The 26,040-nt window shown below is 59.1% G+C and carries 26 protein-coding genes; 19 read left to right on the top strand and 7 right to left on the bottom strand.

Annotated features, from left to right (window positions below; genetic code table 11):
- Positions 1–311: 311 nt before the first annotated feature.
- The 5 genes from I8E17_RS04370 (at position 312) to I8E17_RS04350 (ending at position 4,771) form a co-directional block, all read left to right on the top strand.
- Positions 312–1,079 (top strand): SDR family oxidoreductase, encoded by a 768-nt coding sequence (locus I8E17_RS04370; protein ID WP_069616216.1) that lies wholly within the window; start codon positions 312–314, stop codon positions 1,077–1,079.
- Positions 1,076–3,115: an excinuclease ABC subunit UvrC gene (uvrC, locus tag I8E17_RS04365; RefSeq protein ID WP_069616215.1), complete on the top strand. Its 2,040-nt coding sequence runs from the start codon at positions 1,076–1,078 to the stop codon at positions 3,113–3,115. The genes I8E17_RS04370 and uvrC overlap by 4 nt, the downstream gene beginning before the upstream one ends.
- Before the next feature lie 206 nt (positions 3,116–3,321).
- Positions 3,322–3,909 (top strand): CDP-diacylglycerol--glycerol-3-phosphate 3-phosphatidyltransferase, encoded by a 588-nt coding sequence (pgsA, locus tag I8E17_RS04360; protein ID WP_069616214.1) that lies wholly within the window; start codon positions 3,322–3,324, stop codon positions 3,907–3,909.
- Entirely contained in the window at positions 3,909–4,163 is a 255-nt protein-coding gene (gene moaD, locus I8E17_RS04355) for a molybdopterin converting factor subunit 1 (RefSeq protein ID WP_069616328.1), read from the top strand. Before pgsA ends, moaD begins: the two co-directional genes overlap by 1 nt.
- Positions 4,164–4,303: 140 nt before the next feature.
- Positions 4,304–4,771 carry a molybdenum cofactor biosynthesis protein MoaE gene (locus tag I8E17_RS04350; RefSeq protein WP_069616213.1) on the top strand — a complete coding sequence of 156 codons (468 nt, stop codon included), beginning with the start codon at positions 4,304–4,306 and terminating at the stop codon, positions 4,769–4,771.
- Between the two features lie 3 nt (positions 4,772–4,774).
- Here the strand turns inward: I8E17_RS04350 and I8E17_RS04345 are convergent, their stop codons facing one another.
- Positions 4,775–5,671 carry a branched-chain amino acid ABC transporter permease gene (locus tag I8E17_RS04345; RefSeq protein WP_069616212.1) on the bottom strand — a complete coding sequence of 299 codons (897 nt, stop codon included), beginning with the start codon at positions 5,669–5,671 and terminating at the stop codon, positions 4,775–4,777.
- Between the two features lie 67 nt (positions 5,672–5,738).
- Between I8E17_RS04345 and I8E17_RS04340 the strand changes: the two genes are divergently transcribed.
- Together I8E17_RS04340 and I8E17_RS04335 are read left to right on the top strand one after the other, a co-directional pair.
- Positions 5,739–6,287, top strand: a complete 549-nt coding sequence (locus I8E17_RS04340; protein ID WP_069616211.1) for a CGNR zinc finger domain-containing protein — start codon at positions 5,739–5,741, stop codon at positions 6,285–6,287.
- Positions 6,284–6,805 carry a hypothetical protein gene (locus I8E17_RS04335; protein WP_083258377.1) on the top strand — a complete coding sequence of 174 codons (522 nt, stop codon included), beginning with the start codon at positions 6,284–6,286 and terminating at the stop codon, positions 6,803–6,805. The genes I8E17_RS04340 and I8E17_RS04335 overlap by 4 nt, the downstream gene beginning before the upstream one ends.
- A gap of 70 nt (positions 6,806–6,875) precedes the next feature.
- Here I8E17_RS04335 and ndk read toward each other — a convergent pair whose 3' ends face one another.
- Positions 6,876–7,298 carry a nucleoside-diphosphate kinase gene (gene ndk, locus I8E17_RS04330; RefSeq protein WP_069616210.1) on the bottom strand — a complete coding sequence of 141 codons (423 nt, stop codon included), beginning with the start codon at positions 7,296–7,298 and terminating at the stop codon, positions 6,876–6,878.
- 192 nt (positions 7,299–7,490) lie between these two features.
- Here ndk and I8E17_RS04325 point away from each other — a divergent pair, with 192 nt between their 5' ends.
- From I8E17_RS04325 to I8E17_RS04305, 5 genes are all read left to right on the top strand, one after another.
- Entirely contained in the window at positions 7,491–8,000 is a 510-nt protein-coding gene (locus I8E17_RS04325; RefSeq protein WP_069616209.1) for a DinB family protein, read from the top strand.
- Positions 8,001–8,156: 156 nt separating this feature from the next.
- The gene (locus I8E17_RS04320; protein ID WP_069616208.1) at positions 8,157–8,657 is read left to right on the top strand and encodes a hypothetical protein; all 501 of its coding nucleotides are present in this window, start codon (positions 8,157–8,159) and stop codon (positions 8,655–8,657) included.
- A gap of 49 nt (positions 8,658–8,706) precedes the next feature.
- Positions 8,707–10,596, top strand: a complete 1,890-nt coding sequence (locus tag I8E17_RS04315; protein WP_069616207.1) for an ABC-F family ATP-binding cassette domain-containing protein — start codon at positions 8,707–8,709, stop codon at positions 10,594–10,596.
- A gap of 104 nt (positions 10,597–10,700) precedes the next feature.
- Positions 10,701–11,594 carry a polysaccharide deacetylase family protein gene (locus I8E17_RS04310; protein ID WP_069616206.1) on the top strand — a complete coding sequence of 298 codons (894 nt, stop codon included), beginning with the start codon at positions 10,701–10,703 and terminating at the stop codon, positions 11,592–11,594.
- 157 nt (positions 11,595–11,751) lie between these two features.
- Positions 11,752–12,861, top strand: coding sequence for a TRAP transporter substrate-binding protein (locus I8E17_RS04305; RefSeq protein WP_069616205.1), 1,110 nt, complete (start codon positions 11,752–11,754; stop codon positions 12,859–12,861).
- Between the two features lie 96 nt (positions 12,862–12,957).
- On the opposite strand, the gene I8E17_RS04300 is transcribed toward I8E17_RS04305, so the two are convergent.
- Both I8E17_RS04300 and I8E17_RS04295 read right to left on the bottom strand, forming a co-directional pair.
- Positions 12,958–14,718, bottom strand: coding sequence for a TRAP transporter large permease subunit (locus I8E17_RS04300; RefSeq protein WP_069616204.1), 1,761 nt, complete (start codon positions 14,716–14,718; stop codon positions 12,958–12,960).
- Positions 14,718–15,293: a TRAP transporter small permease subunit gene (locus I8E17_RS04295; protein WP_069616326.1), complete on the bottom strand. Its 576-nt coding sequence runs from the start codon at positions 15,291–15,293 to the stop codon at positions 14,718–14,720. The genes I8E17_RS04300 and I8E17_RS04295 overlap by 1 nt, the downstream gene beginning before the upstream one ends.
- Before the next feature lie 204 nt (positions 15,294–15,497).
- Between I8E17_RS04295 and I8E17_RS04290 the strand changes: the two genes are divergently transcribed.
- Positions 15,498–16,421 (top strand): Gfo/Idh/MocA family oxidoreductase, encoded by a 924-nt coding sequence (locus tag I8E17_RS04290; RefSeq protein ID WP_069616203.1) that lies wholly within the window; start codon positions 15,498–15,500, stop codon positions 16,419–16,421.
- Positions 16,422–16,496: 75 nt separating this feature from the next.
- Complete coding sequence (locus I8E17_RS04285) at positions 16,497–17,042, top strand: GrpB family protein (protein WP_069616202.1); 546 nt, start codon at positions 16,497–16,499, stop codon at positions 17,040–17,042.
- 21 nt (positions 17,043–17,063) lie between these two features.
- On the opposite strand, the gene I8E17_RS04280 is transcribed toward I8E17_RS04285, so the two are convergent.
- Together I8E17_RS04280 and I8E17_RS04275 are read right to left on the bottom strand one after the other, a co-directional pair.
- On the bottom strand, positions 17,064–17,513 hold the full coding sequence (locus I8E17_RS04280) for a DNA polymerase III subunit chi (protein WP_069616201.1): 450 nt from the start codon (positions 17,511–17,513) through the stop codon (positions 17,064–17,066).
- 132 nt (positions 17,514–17,645) lie between these two features.
- Positions 17,646–19,142, bottom strand: a complete 1,497-nt coding sequence (locus tag I8E17_RS04275) for a leucyl aminopeptidase (RefSeq protein ID WP_069616200.1) — start codon at positions 19,140–19,142, stop codon at positions 17,646–17,648.
- Between the two features lie 202 nt (positions 19,143–19,344).
- Between I8E17_RS04275 and I8E17_RS04270 the strand changes: the two genes are divergently transcribed.
- From I8E17_RS04270 to I8E17_RS04255, 4 genes are all read left to right on the top strand, one after another.
- A complete protein-coding gene (locus I8E17_RS04270; RefSeq protein ID WP_069616199.1) occupies positions 19,345–20,124 on the top strand; it encodes a phosphatase PAP2 family protein in 780 nt (259 codons plus the stop codon).
- Between the two features lie 102 nt (positions 20,125–20,226).
- On the top strand, positions 20,227–21,405 hold the full coding sequence (lptF, locus tag I8E17_RS04265) for an LPS export ABC transporter permease LptF (protein ID WP_069616198.1): 1,179 nt from the start codon (positions 20,227–20,229) through the stop codon (positions 21,403–21,405).
- Positions 21,402–22,487 carry an LPS export ABC transporter permease LptG gene (lptG, locus tag I8E17_RS04260; protein ID WP_069616197.1) on the top strand — a complete coding sequence of 362 codons (1,086 nt, stop codon included), beginning with the start codon at positions 21,402–21,404 and terminating at the stop codon, positions 22,485–22,487. The genes lptF and lptG overlap by 4 nt, the downstream gene beginning before the upstream one ends.
- Positions 22,488–24,881 carry an LPS-assembly protein LptD gene (locus I8E17_RS04255; RefSeq protein ID WP_069616196.1) on the top strand — a complete coding sequence of 798 codons (2,394 nt, stop codon included), beginning with the start codon at positions 22,488–22,490 and terminating at the stop codon, positions 24,879–24,881.
- On the opposite strand, the gene I8E17_RS04250 is transcribed toward I8E17_RS04255, so the two are convergent.
- Positions 24,863–25,108, bottom strand: a complete 246-nt coding sequence (locus tag I8E17_RS04250) for a hypothetical protein (protein WP_141720156.1) — start codon at positions 25,106–25,108, stop codon at positions 24,863–24,865. The two genes, I8E17_RS04255 and I8E17_RS04250, sit on opposite strands and share 19 nt — an antisense overlap.
- Positions 25,109–25,146: 38 nt before the next feature.
- On the opposite strand from I8E17_RS04250, the gene I8E17_RS04245 reads away from it, so the two are divergent.
- Entirely contained in the window at positions 25,147–26,034 is an 888-nt protein-coding gene (locus I8E17_RS04245; RefSeq protein WP_229002101.1) for a peptidylprolyl isomerase, read from the top strand.
- The last annotated feature ends 6 nt before the right edge of the window (positions 26,035–26,040 follow it).

Raw genomic sequence — 26,040 nt, 5'->3', positions numbered from 1 at the left:
GCCACGAGCAATTAAAACATATCCCTCCCGGATCGAGGTTGAAATTGGAATGCAAATGAGGAATTGGAAGAGCCAAAATATGATATCATTGTGGCACAGACGTGGCTGAATTTCGATGTTGCTTCATCGCAACAGAGGAATTGTTAACCCTAATCATCGGTTAAACCGTGTATACTTATTTTAAACTAAATATATCTCAAGTTTTACATAAGAAACCCCAGAGCGCATCATTTGACCATGCATCTTTTCATATGGTGTATCGACGCCCTATATGAGCATCGATTGGGTAACGACGAGCAAAAGGCGATCTCTTGAGCCAGGAAAAACTACGCACGGCGCTGATAACCGGCGCTTCCAAAAGAATAGGCCGGGCAATTGCCGAGGATTTGTCGGCTAACGGCTTCGCCGTGGCGTTGCATGCTAATCAGTCGCTCGCCGAAGCCGAGGAGATTGCGGCGAAACTGCGGCAAATGGGCCGGAGAGCCATTGCGATCAAGGCGGATCTGCAGAATTTGGGCGAAACTTCAACCCTTGTCGAACGGGTTGTGGATCCCCTCGGCCCGCTCGATCTTCTGGTGAATAATGCCTCAGCCTTCCTCGGCGATTCCGCGGGTCATTTTGACGAAGAAGCCTTCGAGGCGCATTTCGCAATCCATGTGCGGGCGCCGTCGATTCTGGCTGCCGATTTCGTCCGGCAGCTTCCCGAACCGCGTCCGGGCCTGATCGTCAACATGGTCGATCAGCGGGTCTGGGCGCTCAATCCGCGCTTCTATTCCTATACACTGTCGAAAGCCGCCCTCTGGACGGCGACTCAGACGATGGCGCAGAGCTTTGCGCCGCGTATCCGCGTCAACGCGATCGGCCCAGGTCCGACAGTGCGCAGCGTGCGGCAGACCGAAGAGGACTTTCAAGCGCAGATCGACGGCCTCATATTAAAGGCGGCGCCCGGGCTCGAAGAATTCGGCCGGACCATCCGCTTTCTTTTTGACACGCCCTCGATCACGGGCCAAATGATAGCGCTCGATGGCGGCCAGCACCTTGCCTGGGAAACGCCCGACGTGTCGGAGAGTGCGGAATGAATGGAAGAAAGCTGCCTGACGGCGGCGTTCTCTATGACGAATCAGAGGATATCGAAGACGACATCGAGGTGGAAGGCGATGCCGCAGCCTCCCCTATTGCGCCTGTCGACTGGAACGAAGGCGGAAAGAACGAGACGGGGCTGCGCGGCGCCGAGCTGATCGCCGAATTCGTCAAGCGACTACCCAACAATCCCGGCGTCTACCGCATGTTCAACGAGGCCGGCGACGTGCTTTACGTCGGCAAAGCCAGGAACCTGAAGAAGCGCGTTTCCAACTATGCCCTGGGCAAGGTGCACTCCAACCGCATCGCCCGCATGGTGCGCGAAACCGCCAATATGGAATTCGTGACCACGCGGACGGAGACGGAAGCGCTGCTGCTGGAAGCGAATCTCATCAAGCGCTTGCGTCCGCGCTTTAACGTTCTGCTGCGCGACGACAAATCCTTTCCCTATATTCTGATTACGGGCGATCATCGCGCGCCGGCGATCTTCAAGCATCGCGGCGCCCGCGCCCGCAAGGGCGACTATTTCGGCCCCTTCGCTTCGGCGGGCGCCGTCGGGCGCACCATCAATTCGCTGCAGCGCGCCTTCCTGATCCGCACTTGCACCGATAGCGTCTTCGAGACGCGCACGCGGCCCTGTCTGCTCTATCAGATCAAACGCTGTTCCGGCCCTTGCACGTATGAGATCAGCGATGCTGGCTATGCTGAGCTGGTACAGGAGGCGAAGGACTTCCTTTCCGGCAAGAGCCAGAACGTCAAGGCACATATGGCCGAGGCGATGAATGCTGCCGCCGAAGATCTGGATTTCGAACGCGCCGCCATTTTCCGCGACCGTCTGGCGGCGCTCTCGCATGTGCAGAGCCATCAGGGCATCAACCCGGCCGGCGTCGAGGAAGCCGATGTCTTCGCCATCCACCACGAGGGCGGCATTTCCTGCATCCAGGTCTTCTTCTTCCGAACCGGACAGAACTGGGGCAACCGTGCCTATTTCCCGAAGGCCGATCCATCGCTCTCGGGTGCTGAAGTGCTGAACGCTTTCCTCGCGCAATTCTATGACGACAAGCCGGTGCCGCGGCAGATTTTGCTGTCGGAGACGGTCGAGGAAATCGAACTGCTGGCAGCGGCCCTCAGCGAGAAGGCTGGTCATAAGGTTACGATCCTCGTGCCGCAACGCGGCGAGAAGCGCGATCTGGTCGAACATGTCATTGCCAACGCGCGCGAGGCGCATGGCCGCAAGCTCGCGGAAACCGCGTCGCAATCGCGGCTGCTCGAAGGCTTCAAAGAAACGTTCAAGCTTCCCTACACGCCACAACGCATCGAGATTTACGACAACTCCCACATCATGGGCACGAATGCGGTGGGAGGCATGGTCGTGGCCGGGCCGGAAGGCTTCGTCAAAAACCAGTACCGCAAGTTCAACATCAAATCGACCGACATCACGCCGGGCGACGACTTCGGCATGATGCGCGAAGTCATGACCCGCCGTTTCTCTCGTCTCCTGAAGGAGGAAGGCAAGCCCGACCGCAGCGGCGAGACCGACGCCAGCGTCGATGCCGCCGATCGCGCCTTCCCCGCCTGGCCCGATGTCATCCTCATCGACGGCGGCCAGGGGCAAATGACGGCCGTGCGCGCCATTCTCGATGAGCTCGGGATCACCGACAGTGTCATCGCCATCGGCGTCGCCAAGGGCGTCGACCGCGAAGCCGGGCGTGAGCGTTTCTTTGCCCCTTCGCGCGAAAGCTTCTCGCTCCCGCCGCGCGATCCCGTTCTCTATTTCATCCAGCGCATGCGCGACGAAGCGCACCGCTTCGCGATCGGCTCGCATCGCGCCCGGCGCAAGAAGGAGATGGTGAAGAACCCGCTCGACGAGATCGGTGGCATCGGTCCTTCGCGCAAGCGCGCACTTCTCCAGCATTTCGGCACCGCGAAGGCCGTGTCGCGTGCCGCCCTTTCCGACCTGATGGCAGTCGAGGGCATTTCCGAAGCGGTGGCGCGTCAGGTTTATAACCATTTCCACGAGGACGCCGCGAAATAGGGAAAGCTCGTCGCAAATTCCACGCAATAGCGGTGAAAAAACAGAAACAATATTGACGACAAACTGACCAAACCATCATCTAGGGTGTGACCACCAAAAAGTGCGGAGCGGTTTTTGGGATCACACTCCATCAGACAACTTCAGCGGGATGGGATCAACAGTGCCCAATCCGGTTCGGTCGAGACAACAGAAACGAAACGATTTCCATGGCTTCGCGCGCTTACAGCATCCCCAATCTGCTCACCTACGGCCGCATTATCTGCGTACCCCTGATCGTTCTTTGCTTCTTCATCGAGGGTAAGCTGGAGGGCTCCGATTTTGCGCGCTGGGTCGCGCTCTGGATCTTCATCATCGCCTCGATCACCGATTTCCTCGACGGCTATCTCGCGCGCATCTGGAACCAGACCTCGAATATCGGCCGGATGCTTGATCCGATCGCCGACAAGCTGCTGGTCTCGGCTATCCTGCTTCTGGTTGCCGCCGACGGTACCATTGCCGGCTGGTCGCTCTGGGCCGCCATCATCATCCTCTGCCGCGAAATCCTGGTTTCGGGCCTGCGTGAGTATCTGGCGGCGTTGAAGGTCAGCGTTCCCGTGACGCGCATCGCAAAATGGAAGACGACGGCCCAGCTCGTCGCCATCGCCTTCCTTCTGGCTGGGCCGGCAGGCGACAAGGTGCTACCCTATACCACAGAGATGGGCATCGTCCTGCTCTGGGTCGCAGCGCTTCTGACCATCTATACCGGCTATGATTATTTCCGGGCCGGGCTGAAGCATGTCGTGGATGAAGAATGATGACGAAACTCGTCTATTTCGCCTGGGTGCGCGAGCGGATCGGCAAAGCGGAAGAGGAGATTTCCCTTCCCGCCGATGTCGTCACCGTCGGCGATCTCCTGAGTCATTTGAAGGGCTTGGGCGAGGAATACGAGGCGGCACTTCAATTCCCCCAGGCGATCCGCGTCGCTATCAACATGGAACATGCGGAACACGATGAGCCGATCGCCGGAGCGCGGGAGATCGGGCTCTTCCCGCCGATGACGGGGGGGTGAGGAGCGGTCGGGCGAAGCCCGAGCAATCGATCCAGTGAATCGATTGCAGCGACGAACGCCCCTTCGACAGGCTCAGGATGCCAAAGCAAAGGGCTGGAAGGCTCCTCGGCCTGTTTGCGAGATCGATCAAGGAAATTGCGATGATTTCACCATTCGTCAAAGTCCAGCGCGAGGATTTCGATCTCCAGACGGAGATCAATCGGCTGACGGATGGGCGGCACGATATCGGCGCAGTCGTCACCTTCTCCGGTCTCTGCCGCGACGAAGGCGGAGCACTCGGCGCCCTCGAACTCGAACATTATCCCGGCATGGCGGAGGCGGAGATCACCCGCATCGCCAGACTAGCCATCGAACGCTTCGAGCTTCTCGGTCTGACGGCCATCCATCGCTACGGCAAGATTTCGCCCGGCGAGAACATCGTGCTCGTCATTGCGGCCGCGCCACATCGGCAGGCCGCCTTCGACGGCGCCAATTTCGTCATGGATTTTCTGAAGACCTCCGCGCCCTTCTGGAAGAAGGAGCACGGCAAGGATGGTACCGAAGGCGGCTGGGTTTCCGCCAGGGATGCCGACGATGCCGCGCGGGCAAAGTGGGCCGGCAACAGGTAAGCTTCAAGGCACCACTCTTTCGCGCCGGCTCATGACCAGCAGCAGGACGAGGAGCGAGAAAATGACGAAGTCGCGCCACAGGAACGGGCCGTAGGCACCCCACATCGTCTCCGTCAAGCCAAGGAGCGCTGCCCCGCCCGCTGACTTTAGCGGATCGGAATAGCCGCCGACCGCGGCGATCATCAGCACCTTGAGCCCGAACATCAGCCCCGCCCCGAAATCCATCGTTCCATAGTAGGAAGTAGCCAGCAGGCCACAGATGGTTGCGACGAGGGCTGACGCGACATAGGCCAGCAGGAAGACGCGATTGGCACTGGCGCCGCAGAGCTCGGCGGCGAGGGAATCGTCCGTCACCGCCCGCCAGATGCGCCCCCAGCCGGTACATTTCAGAACATAGGCGCCCGCGAGGATGACAAGGATCATCAGGGCCGTGTTGAGCAGCTGGATTTCCGTCAGCGTCACGCGGAAATCGCCGCTATCCCAGAAGACGACGGCATCGTTCAGGAAGGGCGGCAGCCAGATGCCACGCGTATTCGAAGCGAGTCGCGCCGTTTCCATCAGGATGATCATCATGCCGAGCGCCGCGACGATGACCGTATTCGGCGATTTTCGCGACAGCGGCAGCATGATGGCGCGGCCGACGAGGAAGCTGGTGCCGATCGTATAGCCGACGGCGGCGACGGCACCGAAGGCAAAGGCGGCCGGCAGAACCAGATACATCTTGGTGTAGCCGACATCGGTAAAGAGCACGAGCATCTGGCCGGCAAAGGCAAACAGCGCGCCATAGGTAATATCGGCCCGCTTCATGACCCCGAAGGCAATGGAATAGCCGAAGGCCAGCGTCGCATAGAGCGCAGCGAGCGGAACGGCATTCGCCAGTTGCTGCAGAAGATAAGCCATTCCACCTCTCCGAAGAACCAGCAAATAGTAACTGGCAAAATGAATTTTACCAGTTATAATTTTCGCCATGAGTTTTTCTTGGACCCCACATCGCTTCTCCGGTGGCGCGCTCGCGCTCGATGTCGCCAACAGCGTGATCCTGCGCCATGACGACGGGCGTCGGATCGACCGCTTCGAGGCACCGGGACAGATGGATAGCTTCCCGAAGGCGGCTGCCAATTTCTGCGCGGAGCGGGCGCTCTTCGGCGATATCCTGCCCGTGAAGCGGGAAAACCGGGCCGATTTCATTGCCCTCCGCGAGTTGATCGACCGCTATTTCCGGGCACGCATTCTTGGCGAGGCTGCCGATCTGCTGCTTGCGGATCTGCTTGCGGCATTGGCGAAAGTCCTGAAACGAGCCTCAGCCGATGGGCTCGATGCCGCGACGGTGCATTCGACGCTGCGCCTCATCGCCATGCCCGATCCCGAGCGAATGAAAATATGCCGCAACTGCGGTTGGCTCTTCATCGACCGCAGCAAGAACAAGAGCCGCGCCTGGTGCGACATGGCGGTTTGCGGCAACCGAGCCAAGGCCAGCCGGCACTACCGGCGCAAGAAGGAGGAGACTGCGCCATGAGATTGCGAAGGATCATGCTGACAATGATGAGCGCCGGGACCATCGCCGGCCTGGCGCTGGCCGGCTGCCAGAGGAAAGACGGCGAAGGCCCGACCCAGCTCACCGGCCGCCTCTTCGTCTTCAACTACCGCGTGGCGAGCGCAAGCTATATGATCACGCTGAAGAAGATCGCTCCGATCCCCGAGGGAACAAAGGCGATTGCGGAATTCGAAAATCCCGCGGGCGGTGATCCGCTCGTCGTCAACCAGAAGATCTATACATTCTGGGACAAGATCACGCTGGAAAGCCCGGACCTGCACTGCGTTCGCAAGGACCGCCCCTATGCTGTCTCAATCAAGCTGGTGGATGCCAGCGACAAGACGATCCAGACGATCAAGACCGAGGTCAAATCCGATCTCGACCAGACCGTGCTGCCGACGAAACCGCTGGTCGTCGGCCCGGTCTATACCGCCAATCCAGATGTCTTCAAAGGTGACGGCAACGCCGATTACGGGCGTGACGCAGCCTGTCCAGCATGAAAGCCGGGATCGAAATCCCGGCTTTCATGAGTCATTTCAAATCGTTCAGCGCTTTCGCTGAAAGGCCGATTCAGCCTACGATTTCGGTTTCGGAGAACCAGTACGCGATTTCGACGGCAGCCGTTTCCGGAGCGTCCGAGCCGTGAACGGAGTTTTCGCCGATCGAAAGGGCGAAGGTCTTGCGGATCGTGCCTTCGGCAGCGTTGGCCGGGTTGGTCGCGCCCATGATTTCGCGGTTCTTCAGGATGGCGTTTTCGCCTTCCAGAACCTGGACGACGGTCGGGCCGGAGGTCATGCCTTCGACGAGTTCGCCGAAGAACGGACGTTCCTTGTGAACGGCGTAGAAGCCTTCAGCTTCGCGCTTGCTCATCCAGACGCGCTTGGAGGCGATGACGCGCAGGCCGTTGTCTTCAAAAACCTTGGTGATGGCGCCGGTCAGGTTGCGCTTCGTCGCATCCGGCTTGATCATCGAGAAAGTACGTTCAATCGCCATGGGTCCATTCCTTGTAATCAGAGAAAAGTGGGCGGTCTTTACCTGCCCCAAGGCCCGAAAACAAGGGGGATCGGCCAATTTCACGCTGGTGTCACAGTCCGAGCGGCTGATTCGCGATCCGCTGGGTGGCGAAGCAGCTGCCCGCCGCCAAACTTCGCGATAAAATCACCACCACCATAAGAGGAGACGCATATGCTCAAACATTTCAAGATGCTTGCCGACTATAATCGCTGGGCCAATGTCCAGGTCTACAATGCCGCAGCAGACCTCAGCGACGCCGAATTTCACGAAGACCGCGGCGCCTTCTTCGGCTCGCTCCACGGAACGCTCAATCATCTCTTGATAGCGGACCGGCTGTGGATGCACCGTTTCAACGGCACCGGCGGCGTACCTGCGTCACTCGACACCATTCTGCATGGCACCCTTGAAGGCCTTTACAGCTTACGGGAGGCGGAAGATCGAAATATCGTCACCTGGCTGGAAACGCTAGATGCCGACGCGCTTGCCGTCGACATCACCTATACCTCGATCCTGCGCCCGGGCGCCATCACTGTTCCCCTCCATGCGGCAGTATCCCATATGTTCAACCATCACACCCATCACCGCGGCCAGTGCCACACTATCCTCACATCCATGGGCAAGCCGTCTCTGGTGCTGGACCTCCTGCATTTTCTGCGAAGCGAAGGACAGCACTGGATGTAGCCAGGGGAGAACCGTCGTTTCCCGTCTTCGCCCAGACGTTGATCACATGCCTCATTTTGTTGCGCTGCGGCGAGGATCGGCCGTTTTGTTCATGTTCCCTTAACCTGCCGACCTGCAGATTGATAAGATATATCAGCTCACGGTCCAAAGGCAGGCATGAAGAACTCGCAGACAAGCGTTTCGGCATATTCCATCAATGACGATGAAACGGAAACCGAGCTCGAGGTTATCGGCCGCTTCATGACGCGGCTGAAGGTGAAAAACCTGCCGCGCAACTATCAGCTCTTCTATGAAGCGCTCTATGGCCAGGACCGCTGTCTTGCCGAAGAGATCGAGGCGCTTGGCCCCCTTCCCCCGCAAAGCGGGCTCGACGAGATTGGTCTGAAGCATCGTCTGGTCAGCCATTGCGGGCTGGTGGCGCGCAAGTCGGAAAGCGATGCCGCCGAAATGCTGCGCGAAGTCGCCGATCAGCTCGCCAAGGGGCTGATGAAAAAGCAGCATTTTGCCCGCGAGATCGACACGACTCCGCATGGCAATGCTGCACTCGACAGCCTCAATGCCTCGCTCAGCAATCTCATGCTTTATGAAACGGAGTTGACCGAGCGGCTGCGCAACTGCGCCAACCTCTCGAAATCCTCGCAAAAGGCCGGCGCCTAAGCGCCTTCCCGCTCTTGCCTTCGGCGCCGAGTTCGGCCAAAACCGCGCCATGATTTCGATTTCAGACCTTTCCGCCCGCATTGCCGGCCGCCTTCTCATCGACCATGCCAGCGTGACGCTTCCGGCGGGCACGAAGGCTGGCCTCGTCGGTAAGAACGGTGCTGGCAAATCCACGCTGTTCAGGATCATCACCGGCGATCTCGCCGCCGAGAGTGGCTCGGTCTCGATCCCCCGCAATGCCCGCATCGGCCAGGTGGCGCAGGAGGCACCCGGCACCGAGGAGCCTTTGATCGATATCGTCCTGGCAGCCGATAAGGAACGCTCCGCATTGCTTGCGGAAGCCGAAACAGCGACCGATCCGCACCGCATCGCCGATATCCAGACGCGTCTGGCCGATATCGATGCGCATTCGGCTGAAGCGCGCGCCGCCAGCATCCTGGCCGGCCTCGGCTTCGACCACGAAGCGCAGAAACGCCCCGCCTCCTCCTTTTCCGGTGGCTGGCGCATGCGCGTTGCGCTCGCGGCCGTCTTGTTTTCCGAGCCGGATCTGTTGCTGCTCGACGAACCGACGAACTATCTCGACCTTGAAGGCACGCTCTGGCTGGAGGACTACATCCGCCGCTATCCGCACACGGTCATCATCATTTCGCACGACCGCGATCTGCTGAACACGGCGGTCAATTCCATCGTGCATCTCGACCAGAAGAAGCTCACCTTCTATCGCGGCTCCTACGATCAATTCGAGCGGCAGAAGGCCGAGGCCGACGAGTTGCAGATGAAGGCGAAGGCGAAGAACGATGCAGCCCGCAAGCACCTGCAGAGCTTCATCGACCGCTTCAAGGCCAAGGCCTCGAAGGCGCGACAGGCACAGTCGCGCATCAAGGCGCTGGAGCGGATGGGAACGGTCGCCGCCGTCATCGAAGACCATGTGATGGGCTTCAGCTTTCCGGAACCCGAAAAGCAACCCGCCTCACCGATCATCGCGATCAGCGGCGGTGCCGTCGGCTATGAGCCGGGCAAGCCGATCCTGAAACGGCTGAACCTGCGCATCGATGCCGACGACCGCATTGCGTTGCTCGGCTCCAACGGCAACGGCAAATCGACCTTCGCGAAGTTCATTTCGGGCCGGCTCGGCGCGGAGAGCGGCGAAGTCAGGCTCGCACCGAACCTGAAGATCGGTTTCTTCGCTCAACACCAGCTCGACGATCTCATCCCCAACCAGACAGCCGTGGAGCATGTGCGCCGCCGCATGCCCGAAACGCCGGAAGCGAAGGTGCGCGCCCGCGTTGCGCAGATGGGGCTTGCGACGGAGAAGATGGATACGCAGGTCAAGGATCTCTCCGGCGGCGAGAAGGCACGCCTTCTCATGGGCCTTGCCGCCTTCGACGCACCGAATCTGCTGATCCTCGACGAACCGACGAACCATCTCGATATCGACAGCCGCAACGCGCTGATCCAGGCGCTGAACGATTATTCCGGCGCCGTCATCCTGATCTCGCACGACCGTCACCTGATCGAAGCCACCGTCGACCGGCTGTGGCTGGTGCGCGACGGTACCGTCGCGACCTTTGACGGCGATCTGGAAGAATACCGCAGCCTCGTCGTCGCCAGCCCGAAAGCCAAGGACGACAAGGGCAAAGTAAATACCAGCGACGATTCCGTTTCCAAGGCGGATCAGCGCAAGCTCAATGCCGATCGGCGCGCCTCGCTCGCGCCGCTCAAGAAGAAGATCAATGAAATCGAATCCTTGACCGGCAAGCTTGAGAAACTGATTCAGGCCCTTGATGCAGAACTTGCGGATCCCGCCCTCTACGAGAAGGCGCCGGCCAAGGCTGCGGAAAAGGCAAAACAGCGTGCCGACGCGGCAGAAAAGCTCGCGGCGGCCGAGGAGCAGTGGCTGGAACTTTCATCGGAATATGAGAGCGGCATGGCCGGCTGAAGCTGACCGCTGGTTAAGGAATTCGCGGCCGCTCCTAACCGATCATTAACCATAACTGCAGAATATGCGCTCAACTTTCATGGACATAGTGTTGAGCGATTCTGATGAACTACCGTGTGTTGCTGGCTGGCCTCGCCGTGTCTCTGGCTCTCGGAGGATGCGCCACGAAGCCAGGCAATGAAGCATCGCTCAAGAGCAGCTATGCCGCCGAGGAGCCGCATCATAAACCGCTGAAGGCCAACGATCCAATCGAGATGGAGCCGAAGAAATGGCTCGTCGCCGATCTCGAAACGCGGGATGACCTGGCAGGCATGAACGGTCCGCATAATCTCGCCGGCCGCACGCTGGAGGTCTCGTCGCTCAAGGATATCAGGCTCGCCGACAAGGAGGTCATCCTGACCTTCGATGATGGTCCGGCTCCCGGCAAGACGGAACGCATTCTCGCCACGCTCGACAAATTCGGCGTCAAGGCCGCCTTCATGATGGTCGGCGAAATGGCGCAGGCACACCCGGCGACGGCACGCGAGGTGCTTGCACATGGCGATGCGATCGGCAGCCACACCTTCCGCCATCCCGATCTCGACAAGATGACTTTCGACGCGGCGATGACCGAGATCGCCCGCGGCAAGGATGCCGTCACCAAGGCGATCGGCACGGACGCTCCCTTCTTCCGTTTCCCCTATCTTGCCGACTCCAAACACCTGCGCACGGCCATTGCCGCCCGCGACATGATCGTCATGGATGTCGATATCGACAGCAAGGATTACTTCACTTCGACGCCCGCCTCGGTGGTCGATCGCACCATGAAGCAGCTCCATCAGCGCGGCCGCGGCATCGTTCTGATGCACGACATCCACCAGCGCACCGTCAGGATGCTGCCTGTTCTCCTGAGCCGGCTTGAGAATGACGGCTACAAGGTCGTCACGCTGAAATACAAGCGCGAGCTGACTCCGGCGACCAATCTGGTCGCACAGGCCGACACAAAGATGGTCCGCTAAGGCGGGCCTGCAAACGAACGCCGTCGCAGACAACTAGATCAATGGTTGCACCAGCTTCCGATACGCTTGAAACGCGCCGAGCGGCATGATTAGCTGCGGCTGTGATCACGAAGAGCGGGCGAGCTCGCCCGCTCGCATCCTGGGGGGAGAGTAACAGATGGATCGTCGTTCATTTCTGCGGAAAGCCGGCGTCGCCGGCGCCGGGTCGGTGGCAGCGGCTGCAACGCTTGCAGCGCCGGCCATTGCGCAGAGCAATCCGAAAATCAACTGGCGCCTCACATCGTCGTTTCCGAAGTCGCTCGATACGATCTATGGCGGCGGTGAAGTGCTGTCGAAATATGTTTCCGAGGCTACCGATGGCAATTTCAATATCCAGGTGTTTGCAGCCGGCGAAATCGTGCCGGGTCTGCAGGCTGCAGACGCAACTTCAGCCGGAACCGTCGAGGCCTGCCACTCGGTCGCCTATTATTATTGGGGCAAGGATCCGGTCTGGGCATTGGGAGCTGCCGTTCCTTTCGCGCTCAATGCCCGTGGCATGAACGCCTGGCAATATCACGGCGGCGGCATCGATCTCTTCAATGAATTCCTGGCGACGCAGGGGCTGATCGGCTTCCCCGCCGGCAATACCGGCGTGCAGATGGGCGGCTGGTTCCGCAAGGAAATCAACACGGTTGCCGATCTCAAGGGGCTGAAGATGCGTATCGGCGGCTTTGCCGGCAAGGTGGTCGAGCGCCTCGGCGTCGTGCCGCAGCAGCTCGCCGGCGGCGACATCTACCCGGCGCTCGAGAAAGGCACGATCGATGCAGCCGAATGGGTCGGCCCCTATGACGACGAGAAGCTCGGTTTCTACAAGGTGGCGCCCTATTACTATTATCCCGGCTGGTGGGAAGGCGGCCCGACGGTGCATGTCATGTTCAACAAGGCGGCGTATGAAGGCCTGCCGAAGGCCTATCAATCGCTGCTGCGTACGGCCGCGCAGGCGACGGACGCCAACATGCTGCAGAAATACGATTACCTGAACCCGGCCGCCATCAAGCGGGTCGTGGCCGAAGGGGCGAAGCTCCGGCCATTCAGCACCGAGATCCTGAATGCCTGCTTCGACAAGGCCAACGAGGTCTATGCGGAAATGGAAGCCAACAACCCGACCTTTAAAAAGATCTGGGAATCGATCAAGGGCTTCCGCGGCCAGCACTATCTCTACACTCAGGTCGCCGAATACAGCTACGACGTCTACATGATGACGCTGCAGCGCTCCGGGAAGATTTGAGCGACCGGTAGGTCCAAAAGAGAAAACCCCGGAGCGATGCTCCGGGGTTTTTCGTTGCGTCAGATCGACAAGCAGGCCGATGCAGACCGTAATGCCTCAATTAAACGACGGTGGCTGGCTGAGGTCGTTGGCCGGCGCGTTTGACGCGCCGCCGCCCTTATCCGCCGGCTTGCTGTCAAGCGAATTGCCGCCTGGAAGCTGCAGTCCCGGCAGGCCATTGCCATTATCCTGGCCGGGTGCACCGAAGCCCGGGACTTCAATCTTGATCGTGTTGGGATCGACGCCGGTGCCGGCTCCCTTGTAGTGCATGACCATCTGCGGGAACATGATCGTCAACGCCACCATCAGGATCTGGATGCCGACGAAAGGCACGGATCCCCAGTAGATCTGCCCGGTCGTGACGGGCGCGATCTGCTTGCCGGTCACCCTGTCGAGATAGGGCACACGCGCCGCCACCGAGCGGAGATAGAACAGCGCGAAGCCGAAGGGCGGATGCATGAAGCTCGTCTGCATGTTGATGCCGAGCAGTACGCCAAACCAGATGAGATCGATGCCGAGCTTCTCGGCAGCAGGTGCCAGCAGCGGCACGATGATGAAGGCAAGCTCGAAAAAATCGAGAAAGAAGGCAAGCACGAAGACGAGGATGTTGACGGCAATCAGGAAGCCGACCTCGCCGCCGGGCAGCGATACCAGCAGATGCTCGACCCAGACATGGCCGTTGACGCCGTAGAAGGTCAGCGAAAAGACGCGCGAGCCGATCAGGATGAACAGCACGAAGGCCGAAAGCCGCGTCGTGGATGTCAGCGCCGAGCGCACGACCTCCATGTTCAATCGACCCTTGGCAGCCGCCATTATGAGCGCGCCGACCGCCCCCATGGCGCCGCCTTCCGTCGGCGTCGCGATGCCGAGGAAGATCGTGCCAAGCACGAGGAAGATTAGCGCCAGCGGTGGAATGAGCACGATGATGACCTGCTGGGCCAGCCGCGACATCGCGTTGAGTTTCATCCCCTTATCGAGCACGGCGATCGCATAGATGAAGGCGACGCCAACTGTTGCACCGAGAATATCGGCGTTTTCGCCATAGGCGGGGGTCAGGTAAACATGGGCGGCATAGGCCACGCCGGCGCATATCAGCAATGCGATCAGCAAGGACGTGACGCCGGAGCCAAGCGAGCGAGCCTCCTTCGGCAATGCCGGCATGGAGTTCGGCTTCACGATCGACATGATCAATACATAGAGCATGTAGAGACCGGTCAGCACCAGGCCGGGAATCAGGGCGCCGGCATACATGTCACCGACGGAACGGCCGAGCTGATCGGCAAGCACGATCAGGACGAGCGACGGCGGGATGATCTGCGCCAGCGTGCCGGAAGCGGCGATGACGCCGGAGGCGACCCGCCGGTCATAGCCATAGCGCAGCATGATCGGCAGCGAGATTAGCCCCATGGCGATGACCGAAGCCGCAACGACGCCGGTGGTGGCCGCCAGCAGCGCTCCGACGAAAATCACCGCATAGGCGAGCCCCCCGCGGATCGGCCCGAACAGCTGGCCGATCGTGTCGAGCAGGTCTTCGGCCATGCCGGATCGCTCCAGCACGATGCCCATGAAGGTGAAGAACGGAATCGCCAGCAGCGTGTCGTTCGACATCACTCCCCAGAATCGATCCGGCAGCGCGTTGAGAAGCGGCCATGAGAGATTGATTGTGCCGCCCGAATAGGGTGCGAGTTCGACGCCGATCCAGAAGAACAGCAGTCCGTTCGCAGCAAGCGCGAAGGCGACGGGATAACCAAAAAGCAGGAAAATGATCAGCGAGGCGAACATGATCGGCGCCATGTTCCCAGCAATGAGTTCAATCATCAGCGCGCCTCCCCGGTCGGGGTTTCGACATCGAGCGGCGCATGCGTCGGCACGTAGGGGGTCGGATCATCCATATCGCCGCGCATGACGGCGATCTTCTTGATGATCTCGGACGTCCCCTGCAGCGCCAGCAGAAAGAAGCCCGCCAGCAGCAATGCCTTGCCCGGCCAGATGATCAGGCCGCCGGCACTCGAGGAAACTTCTCCCGACAGGAAGGAGGTGCGGACATAGGGCACGAGATCGTAGACCATCAGCAGCACGAAAGGCATCAGGAAAAGGCAGTGGCCGAGGAGATCGATCCAGTGCTGCACCCGGCGCGGCAGGGAGCCGTAGATGATATCGATGCGGATATGCTCGTTCTGGCGCAGCGTATAGGCGGCGGCGAGCATGAAGGCGGCGCCGAACAGATACCATTGCGCTTCCAGCCAGGCATTGGACGATGTGTTGAAGACCTTACGGACGATCGCGTTTCCTGCGCTGACCAAGACAGCGACCAGAATAAGCCATGAGACTGATTTTCCGATGATCTCAGTCACATAGTCGACGATTCGGCTGAAGCCGAGCAATGTTTTCATGACTTCCCCCCGCAGCGATTCTTTCCGGATCTTTTGGCTGCGCAGAGGAAGAGTGCCGATTTCAGGCTGTGAATCAAGAGCCGGCACCCGTTTTCCAAGCATCAAGATTGGACCTGGCGCCTGCATTTGCGATTTGCCGCCCTTGCCCGCATGCGGCATTCTGATAAAGATCGCATCAATAATCATACTAATCGAGAGACACCCATGTCCCCCATCAACCTCGCTATCGTCGGTGTCGGCAAGATCGTCCGCGACCAGCATCTTCCGTCCATCGCGAACAATGCGGATTTCAAATTGATCGCTACGGCGAGCCGCCACGGCACTGTCGAAGGCATCCCCGCCTTCACGACCATCGAAGCCATGCTCGATGCTGTACCGGAGATCGACGCCGTTTCTCTCTGCATGCCGCCGCAATACCGCTATGAAGCCGCCTACAAGGCGCTGTCGGCCGGCAAGCATGTTTTCCTGGAGAAGCCGCCGGGCGCGACACTCAGCGAAGTGGCCGATCTTGAAAACCTTGCAAAGAGCAAGGGCGTGTCGCTTTTTGCAAGCTGGCATTCGCGCTATGCGCCGGCCGTGGAGGCTGCAAAGAGCTTCCTCGCCAGCACTAATATTCGCAGCGCTCATGTGATCTGGAAGGAAGATGTCCGTCACTGGCATCCAAACCAGGAGTGGATCTGGCAGGCTGGCGGGCTCGGCGTCTTCGATCCCGGTATCAATGCGCTGTCGATCGTCACCCACATTCTGCCGCCGCTCTTCCTGACCGGCGCGACACTCGAATTCCCGGAAAACCGTGATTCGCCGATCGCGGCCGAGCTGCACTTCAAGAGCGGAACCGGCCTTCCCGTTCACGCCGAATTCGACTGGCGTCAGACTGGCAAGCAGAGCTGGGATATCGTCGCCGAAACGGATGCGGGACAGATGGTTCTCGCCGAAGGCGGCTCCAAGCTTTCCGTCAATGGCGAGCTGAAATTCTCCGCACCCGAAGCCGAATATCCTTCGCTCTATCGCCGCTTTGCCGAGATCGTCAAAGCCGGCGTCTCCGATGTCGACGTTTCGCCGCTGCGCCATGTCGCCGATGCCTTCATGCTCGGCAAGCGCAAATTCGTTGAAGCATTTTACGATTGACGGGGCTTTCCCGGTGAAGACAATGCCGCCCGCGGCGTGCTAGCGTGGCGCATCGTCTTCACTGGAGAGATGCCTATGGCATCGGAGCATGAACAATCTTTTGGCCTCGGCGTCGGTAACAAGTCCGTCAAGCTCGCCGATCCGAACCAGAGCTGGCACGAAGCCTACTTGCTGGAGGAAGCTGCCATTCGCAAGGCTCTCGGCGACCTTGCAGTCGATGTCCAGCATTTCGGCAGCACCTCGATCCCAACGATAAAAGCCAAGCCGATCATCGATATCGCCGTCGGCGTGCGGCGCTTCGAGGATGGGCTTGCCTGTGTCGAGCCGATGGCCTCCATCGGCTACGTCTATGCTGGCAGCAATATCGTGCCGGACGACCATATTTTCGGCCGAGACATCCAGGGCGATACCCGCACCCATCTCGTGCATGTGGTCGAACATGGCGGCCCCACCTGGCGCAACTTCCTGATCTTTCGCGACCGGTTGCGCAGGGAGCCGGATCTTGCGCATGCCTATGAGGCACTGAAGATCGAGCTTGCGGCAAAATATGCCAATGATCGCGCATCCTATACGGCGGCGAAGAAGGATTTCATTCAGAAGATCCTGTCGGAAGGCGCGTAGCTCTTCACGAGGAGAAAAAGGTCAGGCCTTCTTCTCCCAGCGGCCGTCCTGCGTCTGCTGCCAATAGGTGAGGTTATGCCCCTCGCCTTTCAGGCGTTTCCATTGGGCGCGCGCACTTTCCAGCTGTTCCTGATCGTAGCCGTCGAACATCAGCACGACGCGCTGATAGGCTCCGACATCCGTCGCCTCGGCGCCGTCGATGAAGAAACGCACGTTGGCATCATTTATGTTGTCAGGCGAAATCGTCAGCAGCACTGGCTGGCGACTTGCCAATTCGTCTTCGTCGGTGCCATGTGGCAAAAAGCTGTCCTCGCGATAGGTCCAGAGATGGCTATCGAAAAGATCGCGCCGGGCCGGCTCGCGCATCTGCACGGCGACCTGCCAGCCGCGTTCGACGCTCTTGTCGATCAGCGGCGGCAGGGCGTCTTCAAGCTTCGATTCCGTCAGGTGGTAGAAGAGAACGTCGGTCATGACGCCTCTTCTAGAGCAATTCCAGGAAAAGTGCGAAGCGGTTTTCCGTTCGGAATGCGTCACAAGGGAAGGATAGCGCATTTTCGCGATGCGAAGAAAAGCGGAAAGGCGCTATCTCACAAATCCGGCTGGTCACGATTCGTAATTGGCGCGGACCAGTTCATCGAGCAGGCGTACGCCAAAACCCGAACCCCAGGACTGATTGATCTCGTCCTGGACCGAGCCCATCGCCGTGCCGGCAATATCGAGATGCGCCCAGGGCGTGTCGCCGACGAAGCGCTTCAGGAACTGGGCAGCGGTGATCGAACCTGCGTGGCGTCCGCCGGTATTCTTCATATCGGCGAACTTGCTGTCGATCATCTTGTCGTAGTCCTTGCCGAGCGGCATGCGCCAAAGGCGCTCGTCGGTCACAAGGCCTGCCGCCGTCAGCTCACCCGCCAGCTTGTCGTCATTGCAGAACAGACCGGCCTGCAAATTGCCGAGCGCGACAAGGATCGCGCCGGTCAAGGTCGCCAGATTGATCATGAACTGCGGCTTGAAGCGGTCATTCGTGTACCAGAGTGCATCGCAGAGAACGAGCCGGCCCTCGGCATCCGTGTTGATGATCTCGATCGTCTGGCCGGACATGGAGGTGACGATATCGCCCGGGCGCTGTGCATTGCCGTCGGGCATGTTTTCCACAAGACCGATGACGCCGATGGCGTTGACCTTGGCTTCGCGTGCGGCAAGCGTATGCATGAGGCCGGTAACGGCCGCAGCCCCTCCCATATCCCCCTTCATCTCCTCCATGCCGGCAGCCGGCTTGATGGAGATACCGCCGGTGTCGAAGACAACGCCCTTGCCGATGAAGGCGACCGGCTTGTCCTTCGCCTTGCCGCCCTTCCATTGCATGACCACCAGCCGCGGCGGCCGGGCCGAACCTTGCGCGACACCCAGCAGGGCCGCCATGCCGAGCCGGCGCATTTCACGCTCCGTCAGGATTTCGATTTCGACGCCAAGTTTTTCCAGTTCCTTGGCCTTGGCCGCAAATTCCACAGGCCCGAGAACATTCGGCGGCTCGTTGACGAGATCCCGCGCGAGAATCACGCCGCCGGCCACGGCTTCTGAAGTCGCATAGAGTTTCTTGGCCGCTGCCGCTTCCTGGGTAACGATCGTCACCTTCACCGCCTTGCGGGAGGCACCCTTCTCGTCCTCATCGCCCTTCTTCGTCTTGTAGGTATCGAAGCTATACGCGCGCAGGAGCATGCCCAGGGCAAAATCGGCCGCTTCCTTTGGCCTGACTTCGACGCTGGGTGCATCGAGGAAGATCGCGACCTTCTCCGTGTTGCGGATTTTTGCAGCGGCGGTGCCGCCAAGCTTCAGCCAGTCGTGCGCGGTCAGGTCCTTGGCCTTGCCGGCACCGATGACGATGATCCGGTCGACGGGCGAGGCCTCGGGCGCGATGATATCCAGACTACTCAACGCTTTGCTCTTGAAGCCGGATACCGGCGCCGCCTTGGCGAAAACATTCGCCGGATCGGCGCTTTCGGCACCAGCCGGCAGCTCACTGTCCGTTCCTTTCAGGAGAATGGCCAGACCACCGCTGAGACGAGCCGACTTGGCGAAGGAAATCTCGAATTTCACAGACATTTCTGCTCCGATAACATGCGTCGTAATAAGAGAAGTTTGCACAACCATCATTCTAGGTTTGACTAGGGAACACAAGCGTTTGGCGCTGCATTCCTTATATATGGCGGTCGGCGGCTTCAAATCCCTGTCATTTAGCGAGGCTAGGCTATACGCGATGGTGTTTTAGCCGCCTCGGCGGCGCAATTCTTGTCGGAAAGCCGCCTTGATCATAGATTTCAACAGCCTCAATCGCGAAGACCGCTTTCCAGAGATTCTACGGCCGCGCACGGCAGGTGATGCCTTCATCGCTCTCTTCTGTCTCTGGTGGGCTTTGCTGGGTCTGTTTTCACTGTTTCCACAGATCGATCTCGGCGTCGCGACCATGTTTTTCCAACCGCAGCAATGCCTCGGAGGCAAGTCCGATCAGATCTGCGGTATTTTCCCTTATAGCGGCGATCAGAACATGCGCCTGCTGCGGGAAATATTCTTTCAGCTACCTTACGTCTTCGCCCTCGTGCTGCTCTGGATGCTTCTCAGATGCTGGCAGGATCACGGCGCAACCTTCAACGCGCTGAGAGCCCGCAATCTCAAGGTTGCGCTCGGCTCCCTGCTCCTGGGGCCCGTGCTGATCGTCAATCTATGGCTGAAAGCCTTCTCCGGGCGCCCGCGCCCACGACAGACCGACCTCTTCGGCGGCACGCTCGACTTCGTCCATGCGGGATCCTTCGCCGGAAAATGTGTCAGCAACTGTTCGTTCATTTCAGGCGAAGCGGCGGCTGCGGGCTGGCTGTTCTGCCTGATCCTCATCATCCCGCAGCCGTACCGATCGGCTGCCGCATTGCCGATCGCGGCCGTTTCGATCCTCATCCCCGCGCTTCGGGTCGCTTTTGGCGGACATTACCTCTCCGACGCCGTACTCGGCTGGCTTTCCTCGCTTGTCATATTCGCCGCGCTGCTCGCTTTATCCCAAACGACACACGACAGAAGAATCTCGGAAAATTAACGATTTTTTTTCGAGTTGGTTGTCGCCAAAAAAACGTAAACAGCGTAGAGGAGGGTGAATCTCTGTCGGCTCGTTCGGCAGCTGTTGCGTTTAAGGGCCGGCATGAAGTTATTCGAGACATATATCGTACGGCGTGTCGGTATGATGTTCCTGGTAGCGCTGCTGCCAGTGCTCGCCATTATTTGGACCACCCAGGTCCTGCAACGCATCAATCTCGTGACCGATAGCGGCCAGTCGATGGGCTCGTTTGCGAAGCTCGCGACACTCATCCTGCCGACGATCATCCCGATCGTTCTGCCTTTCGCATTGGTCATCGGCATCACGCAGACCTTGACGGCGATGAACAGCGATTCCGAGCTGACCGTCATGGAAGCTGCCGGCGCGAAGCGCAGCATCATCATCCGCCCGATCATGATTCTCGCCATTGCGATTAGCGTCTTCTCCTTTTTCGTGGACAATGTCGTCGAGCCGAGAGCGCGTGTCGCCGCCCGCCAGATGGTGGCCGAAGCCTATGCCGATCTTCTGTCCACCGTGATCGAAGAGAAGAACTTCCGGCGCATCGAGGATGGGCTCTATGTGCAGATCTCGCAGCGCCTTTCGGGACGAATCCTCAAGGGGCTGTTCGTGGTCGATTCCCGCGACCCCGCCTTTGACCTTATCTATTATGCCAAGGAAGGCGCCGTCGATCCGAGCGGCACGTCGCTGCTGATGAAGGATGGCGAGGTCCACCGCAAGACGCCCGATGGCAGCGTCTCGGTCATCAAGTTCGATTCCTACTCCTTCGACCTGTCGGATATGACGCAAAGCCGCGGCCAGGCAAATGCGCGTGCCAGCGACCGCAGCCTTGGCTTCCTGTTCAATCCGGATACGAACGATCCGGACTACAAGCAAAGACCTGGCGATTACCGCGCCGAATTGCATCGCCGCCTCAACGACTGGGCGCTGCCGGCAATCTTTGCGTTGATATCGCTTGTTATCGCCGGTGATGCGCGATCACATCGCGAGGCGCGGCTACATCCGATGGTATCGGCGCTGACGCTGTCCTTCGCGTTGCGCTGGGCGGATTTCTACGCTGCCAACCAGATCGACCATTCAGCCAAATTCATCGGCGTTCTCTACGCAATCAATATCATCGCGGCGCTTATCGCACTCATCCTGTTGCTGCGGAACCGGAAGATGACGATGCCCGTCTCGATCCGCAACCGCCTCAGCAATTGGCGGCAAAGAGTTCAGGACCGCATGCCGACCGCACCAGGCAGCTCGAACGGGGGCGGTGCATGATTTTCGGCACGCTCGGGCGCTACTTCTTCACGCGTTACATCGTGACGACGTTCTGGTTCTTCCTCGGCGTCCTCTCGATCGTTTATCTCGTCGATTTCAGCGAGACCGCTGGGCGGCTTGCCGGTCTGCCCGGATATACCGTCTCCATCGGCCTGCTGATGACGGCGGTCAGACTGCCATTCATCCTGCAGCAGACGGTGCCGTTCATCGCGCTCTTCGTGGGCATGACGGTACTGATCGCCCTCAATCGCCGCCGCGAGCTGGTTATCGCACGCGCTGCCGGCATCTCCGTCTGGCAGTTCATGACGCCCTTCCTGATGGGAGCTTTCTGCGTCGGGCTTCTGACCATGCTTGCGCTCAATCCGGTAGCAGCATGGGGCCAGCGACATGCCGAAGCGATCGAAGCCGACCTGCGCGGCGACCCGTCCTATCGCAATACACTTTCGATTCCGTGGCTGCGCCAGTCCAACGGAAAAGACGACACGATCATTGGTGCAAAGGCCATTCTGAATAACGGAACGACCCTGACGGGCGTCGTGTTTATCCACTTCGATTCACAGGGAAATATCGTCCTGCGACAGGATGCGGACTCGGCAAAGTTGGAAGATGGTTACTGGCTTCTTAACAATGTTGTCGAACGGCGGCCGGGTGAAATTCCGGATCACAAAAATTCGACACAGGTCCGTACGAATCTGAAACAGGATTTCGTCTCGCAACGTTTGGCGCAACCGGAAACCATTGCTTTTTATGATCTTTCTAATCGAATAAAGGTCGCACGCTCCTTCGGCATCTCGACCAACGCACTTGAGACACAGTTTCATTCGCTGCTGTCACAGCCATTCCTTCTCGTGGCAATGACTCTGATTGCGGCAACCGTGTCCCTAAAATTCAGTAGATTCAATCAATCGCGCTCTGTGATTCTGGGTGGAATCCTCTCCGGCTTCGTGCTTTATGTTGTCACCGTGCTTGTAAAGGCATTCGGGAGCAGCGGAGTGGTTCCTCCCTACGTGGCGGCATGGATACCCGTGATCGTCGCATTGGCATTCGGGGCAACGATCCTGCTTCATCAGGAGGACGGCTAAGTGGCGGCAGGCAACCGCAAGAGTATCAGAAAGTATGTGGCTGCCCTCGTTACGGGCACGGCCGCGTGTGCATATATTTTGAGTCCGGTCGTCGCTTACGCCCAGGCCAATAATAATAATGCCAACCCCAATAATGGCGGCGCCGGCGCTGCGACCTCCCCTATCAAGGTGAAGGTGCCGGAAGGCTCTAAGCTAGTCCTTTCGTCCAACGAATTGGTCTATAACAAGGATACGCAGATCGTTACGGCGACGGGTGCGGTCCAGATCAACTATGGCGGCTATAGAATGGTCGCCCAGAAGGTTGAATATAATCAGAAATCCGGGCGGATGACGGCTCTCGGCAATGTCGAGCTGATCACCCCGGACGGCAATCGCATGTACGGTGACAAAATGGACGTCACCGACAGCTTCTCCGACGGTTTCGTCAACGCTCTGCGTATAGAAATGCCCGACAACACCCGTATGGTCGCCGAAAAGGGCGAGCGGGTCGGCGGCAATCAGCTGATTCTCACAAAAGGCGTCTATACCGCTTGCATGGCCTGTTCCGAGCAAGGCCGCGCGCCACTGTGGCAGGTCAAAGCACAGCGAGTCGTCCAGAACGGCGTGACACACACGATTCGTCTCGAGCACGCCCGTTTCGAATTGTTCGGACAGCCGATCGCCTATGTTCCGTGGGTCACGGTTCCCGACAATACGGTCAAGCGCAAGTCCGGCTTCCTGTTTCCGTCGGTGACTGTTTCCCAGCGTCTCGGCGTCGGTGTAACGGTTCCCTATTATTACGTCATCTCGCCGAGCATGGATGCGACGGTCACCGCAACGGGCTACAGCAATCAAGGTCTGCTGCTCCAAGGTGAATTCCGCCAGCGCTTCGAGAACGGTACTCACACCCTGCGTGTTGCCGGCATCAGCCAGATGAATCCGGACGCCTTCACGGCCGGCACGACCGATGCCGAGCACAAAACGCGCGGCATGATCAACTCCAAGGCAGATTTCAGGATCAATCCTCGCTGGACTTTCGGCTGGGATGTCATGGCGCAGAGCGATAATAACTTCTCGCGCACCTATGGCCTGGATGGTCTCAACCAGAGCACCCATACGAACCAAGCCTATCTGACCGGCATCGGAAAGCGCAATTTCTTCGATATGCGCGCCTTCTACTATAACGTGCAGGACACAGACGATAACGCCACGGCGCAGAAGCAGCAGGCATATGTCTATCCGAGCGTCGATTATCACTATGTCGATCCGAACTCGGTTTACGGAGGCGAGCTGTCGGCAACGATGAATTTCACGCATCTGTCGCGTGATAAGACGTCTGTGCTCGATAATGTCGCAAATCTCGGCGACGCCAATCTGAATGACCGCTACCTCGGTCTTTCCGGAGATTATACGCGTCTGAGCACCGAATTGCAGTGGCAGCGTACCTTCGCTACGGATCAGGGCCTTGTTTTGACGCCGCTGGCAGCACTTCGCGGCGACGTCTACGGCCTGGACATGAACGGGCCGGCGGCCAATACCTACTCCGGCAATTATGACAACAGCGACTATGCCGCGCGCGGCATGGCGACCCTGGGTCTCGAAGCCAAGTATCCGTTCCTCATTACGACGAGCAACAGCACCCATGTGTTCGAGCCGATCGCACAGATCTATGTGCGCCCGGACGAGCAGCTTGCCGGGCGGCTTCCGAATGAAGACGCCCAGAGCTTTGTCTTCGATGCGACAAACCTGTTTGATCGTGACAAGTTCTCAGGCTTCGACCGCATTGAAGGCGGCACGCGTGCCAATGTCGGGTGGCGCTACACCGCCAGCTTCGACAGCGGTTACAAACTGCAGCATATTTTCGGACAGTCCTATCAGCTCGCGGGACGCAACTCCTTTGCGACCGACGATCTGGTCGGTGCAGGTTCGGATTCGGGACTTGAAACCACCCGTTCTGACTATGTCACCATGTTCGGCTTGACGACACCGCAGGGCATTTCGCTGTCGCAGTCCTACCGCTTCGACGAGAAGGATTTCGCCTTCCGTCGCGGGGATACGGCAGTCGGCTTCTCGAACGATGTGTTCCAGACATCCTTGATCTACACGCATATTGCGGCCCAGCCGCAATATGGTTTCACCAGCAATCAGGACGAAATCCAGTCGCGCGCGCAGATCAAGTTCAAGGAATACTGGTCCGTCTTCGGCACGGTCAGCTATGATCTCAACAGCAATGAGATCACTCGCCAGGGCGTCGGCCTTTCCTATGAGGACGAATGCACGATCTTCACCGTGTCATTCCTCGACAAGAAGGATTCGACAGCCAGTTCGGCCACCAATTGGTCGATCGGCGCTCGCCTGACCTTCCGTACGCTTGGCGACGTCAACCTCGGCAGCGTTCAGGACGCAACATTCTGATCTGAATCGAAACTGCAGAGAGCCGGCTTCATCGCCGGCTCTTTTGCATGGATGCGGTTGGCCGCTGCCGGCGTCATTGTTTCGCCGCAAGGATTTTGCAATTCATCGCGCTTGATGTAGACATGTGGCGCGAAGTTGCCGTACTGCGCAACAGGCATAGCAAAACGGCGCCATGCTGGCAGGAAATACCTTTGGGAAGGGGTAATTGATGTTTTCTGGAAAGACACCGATGCGCGCTCTGTTGTTCGGAGCCGCAGCCTTGGTTATGGCAAGCTTCGCCGTACCGAGCAGCGATGTTGCTTTCGCAGCAAGCGAAGTGAAGGTCCTCGTCAATAGCCAGGTAATCACATCCGGCGACATAGCCAGGCGCGTCGCCTTCCTCAAATTGCAGCGCCAGAAAGGCGATCTGAACAAGCTTGCCAAAGAGCAGCTCGTCGACGAAACGCTGAAGCGCGCGGAGATCTCCCGCCTGCGCATGTCCGTTTCGACGACGGACGTCGATGCCGCCTTCGGTCGTTTCGCCTCCAGCAACAAGATGACACCGGCACAGCTTAGCCAGATTCTCGAAAAGGCTGGCGTGGGCGTCGATCACTTCAAATCCTATATCGCCGTTTCCATGAGCTGGCCGCGGGTCGTCAATGCACGTTTCGGCGCAAGAAGCCGCATGTCGAACGACGATCTCGTGACGCGCATGACAGAAAACAAGACAAAGCCGGTCACGACGGAATATTTCCTGAAGCAGATCGTCTTCGTCGTTCCGGCTGCGAAGCGGAACGCCATTTTGAACCAGCGCAAGGCGGAAGCAGAAGCATCGCGGTCGAAGTTCCCGGGCTGCGACCAGGCAAAGGTCTTCGCCGCGACCATGCGTGACGTCTCCGTCCAGGACCTTGGCCGCGTCCTTGCACCAGAAGTTCCGGAAATGTGGAAGCCGCTCCTGGAGAAGGCTTCCGGCAACACGACCACGCCGATCGTAACCGATCGCGGCGTCGAATATGTCGCCATTTGCTCGCAACGTCAGGTGAATGATGACGTCGCCGCCGCTGCCGTGTTCCGTGCCGAGGATATCGGTAAGGACAAGGCAACGGGTGTGAGTGCCAATGACAAGAAGTATATGGATGAGCTGCGCTCAAAGGCGCAGATCGTCTATCGCTGATTGACG

Origin of the sequence: Rhizobium sp. AB2/73 (assembly GCF_020871915.1) — a bacterium.
GTDB lineage: Bacteria > Pseudomonadota > Alphaproteobacteria > Rhizobiales > Rhizobiaceae > Rhizobium > Rhizobium dioscoreae.
This window is presented reverse-complemented; position numbering and strand designations above follow the sequence as displayed.

Coding starts and splice junctions, on each gene's coding strand:
- uvrC (WP_069616215.1), top strand. CDS start 1,076: ATGAATGGAAGAAAGCTGCCTGACGGCGGCGTTCTCTATGACGAATCA.
- pgsA (WP_069616214.1), top strand. CDS start 3,322: ATGGCTTCGCGCGCTTACAGCATCCCCAATCTGCTCACCTACGGCCGC.
- moaD (WP_069616328.1), top strand. CDS start 3,909: ATGACGAAACTCGTCTATTTCGCCTGGGTGCGCGAGCGGATCGGCAAA.
- I8E17_RS04350 (WP_069616213.1), top strand. CDS start 4,304: ATGATTTCACCATTCGTCAAAGTCCAGCGCGAGGATTTCGATCTCCAG.
- I8E17_RS04345 (WP_069616212.1), bottom strand. CDS start 5,671: ATGGCTTATCTTCTGCAGCAACTGGCGAATGCCGTTCCGCTCGCTGCG.
- I8E17_RS04340 (WP_069616211.1), top strand. CDS start 5,739: ATGAGTTTTTCTTGGACCCCACATCGCTTCTCCGGTGGCGCGCTCGCG.
- I8E17_RS04335 (WP_083258377.1), top strand. CDS start 6,284: ATGAGATTGCGAAGGATCATGCTGACAATGATGAGCGCCGGGACCATC.
- ndk (WP_069616210.1), bottom strand. CDS start 7,298: ATGGCGATTGAACGTACTTTCTCGATGATCAAGCCGGATGCGACGAAG.
- I8E17_RS04325 (WP_069616209.1), top strand. CDS start 7,491: ATGCTCAAACATTTCAAGATGCTTGCCGACTATAATCGCTGGGCCAAT.
- I8E17_RS04320 (WP_069616208.1), top strand. CDS start 8,157: ATGAAGAACTCGCAGACAAGCGTTTCGGCATATTCCATCAATGACGAT.
- I8E17_RS04315 (WP_069616207.1), top strand. CDS start 8,707: ATGATTTCGATTTCAGACCTTTCCGCCCGCATTGCCGGCCGCCTTCTC.
- I8E17_RS04310 (WP_069616206.1), top strand. CDS start 10,701: ATGAACTACCGTGTGTTGCTGGCTGGCCTCGCCGTGTCTCTGGCTCTC.
- I8E17_RS04305 (WP_069616205.1), top strand. CDS start 11,752: ATGGATCGTCGTTCATTTCTGCGGAAAGCCGGCGTCGCCGGCGCCGGG.
- I8E17_RS04300 (WP_069616204.1), bottom strand. CDS start 14,718: ATGATTGAACTCATTGCTGGGAACATGGCGCCGATCATGTTCGCCTCG.
- I8E17_RS04295 (WP_069616326.1), bottom strand. CDS start 15,293: ATGAAAACATTGCTCGGCTTCAGCCGAATCGTCGACTATGTGACTGAG.
- I8E17_RS04290 (WP_069616203.1), top strand. CDS start 15,498: ATGTCCCCCATCAACCTCGCTATCGTCGGTGTCGGCAAGATCGTCCGC.
- I8E17_RS04285 (WP_069616202.1), top strand. CDS start 16,497: ATGGCATCGGAGCATGAACAATCTTTTGGCCTCGGCGTCGGTAACAAG.
- I8E17_RS04280 (WP_069616201.1), bottom strand. CDS start 17,513: ATGACCGACGTTCTCTTCTACCACCTGACGGAATCGAAGCTTGAAGAC.
- I8E17_RS04275 (WP_069616200.1), bottom strand. CDS start 19,142: ATGTCTGTGAAATTCGAGATTTCCTTCGCCAAGTCGGCTCGTCTCAGC.
- lptF (WP_069616198.1), top strand. CDS start 20,227: ATGAAGTTATTCGAGACATATATCGTACGGCGTGTCGGTATGATGTTC.
- lptG (WP_069616197.1), top strand. CDS start 21,402: ATGATTTTCGGCACGCTCGGGCGCTACTTCTTCACGCGTTACATCGTG.
- I8E17_RS04245 (WP_229002101.1), top strand. CDS start 25,147: ATGGCAAGCTTCGCCGTACCGAGCAGCGATGTTGCTTTCGCAGCAAGC.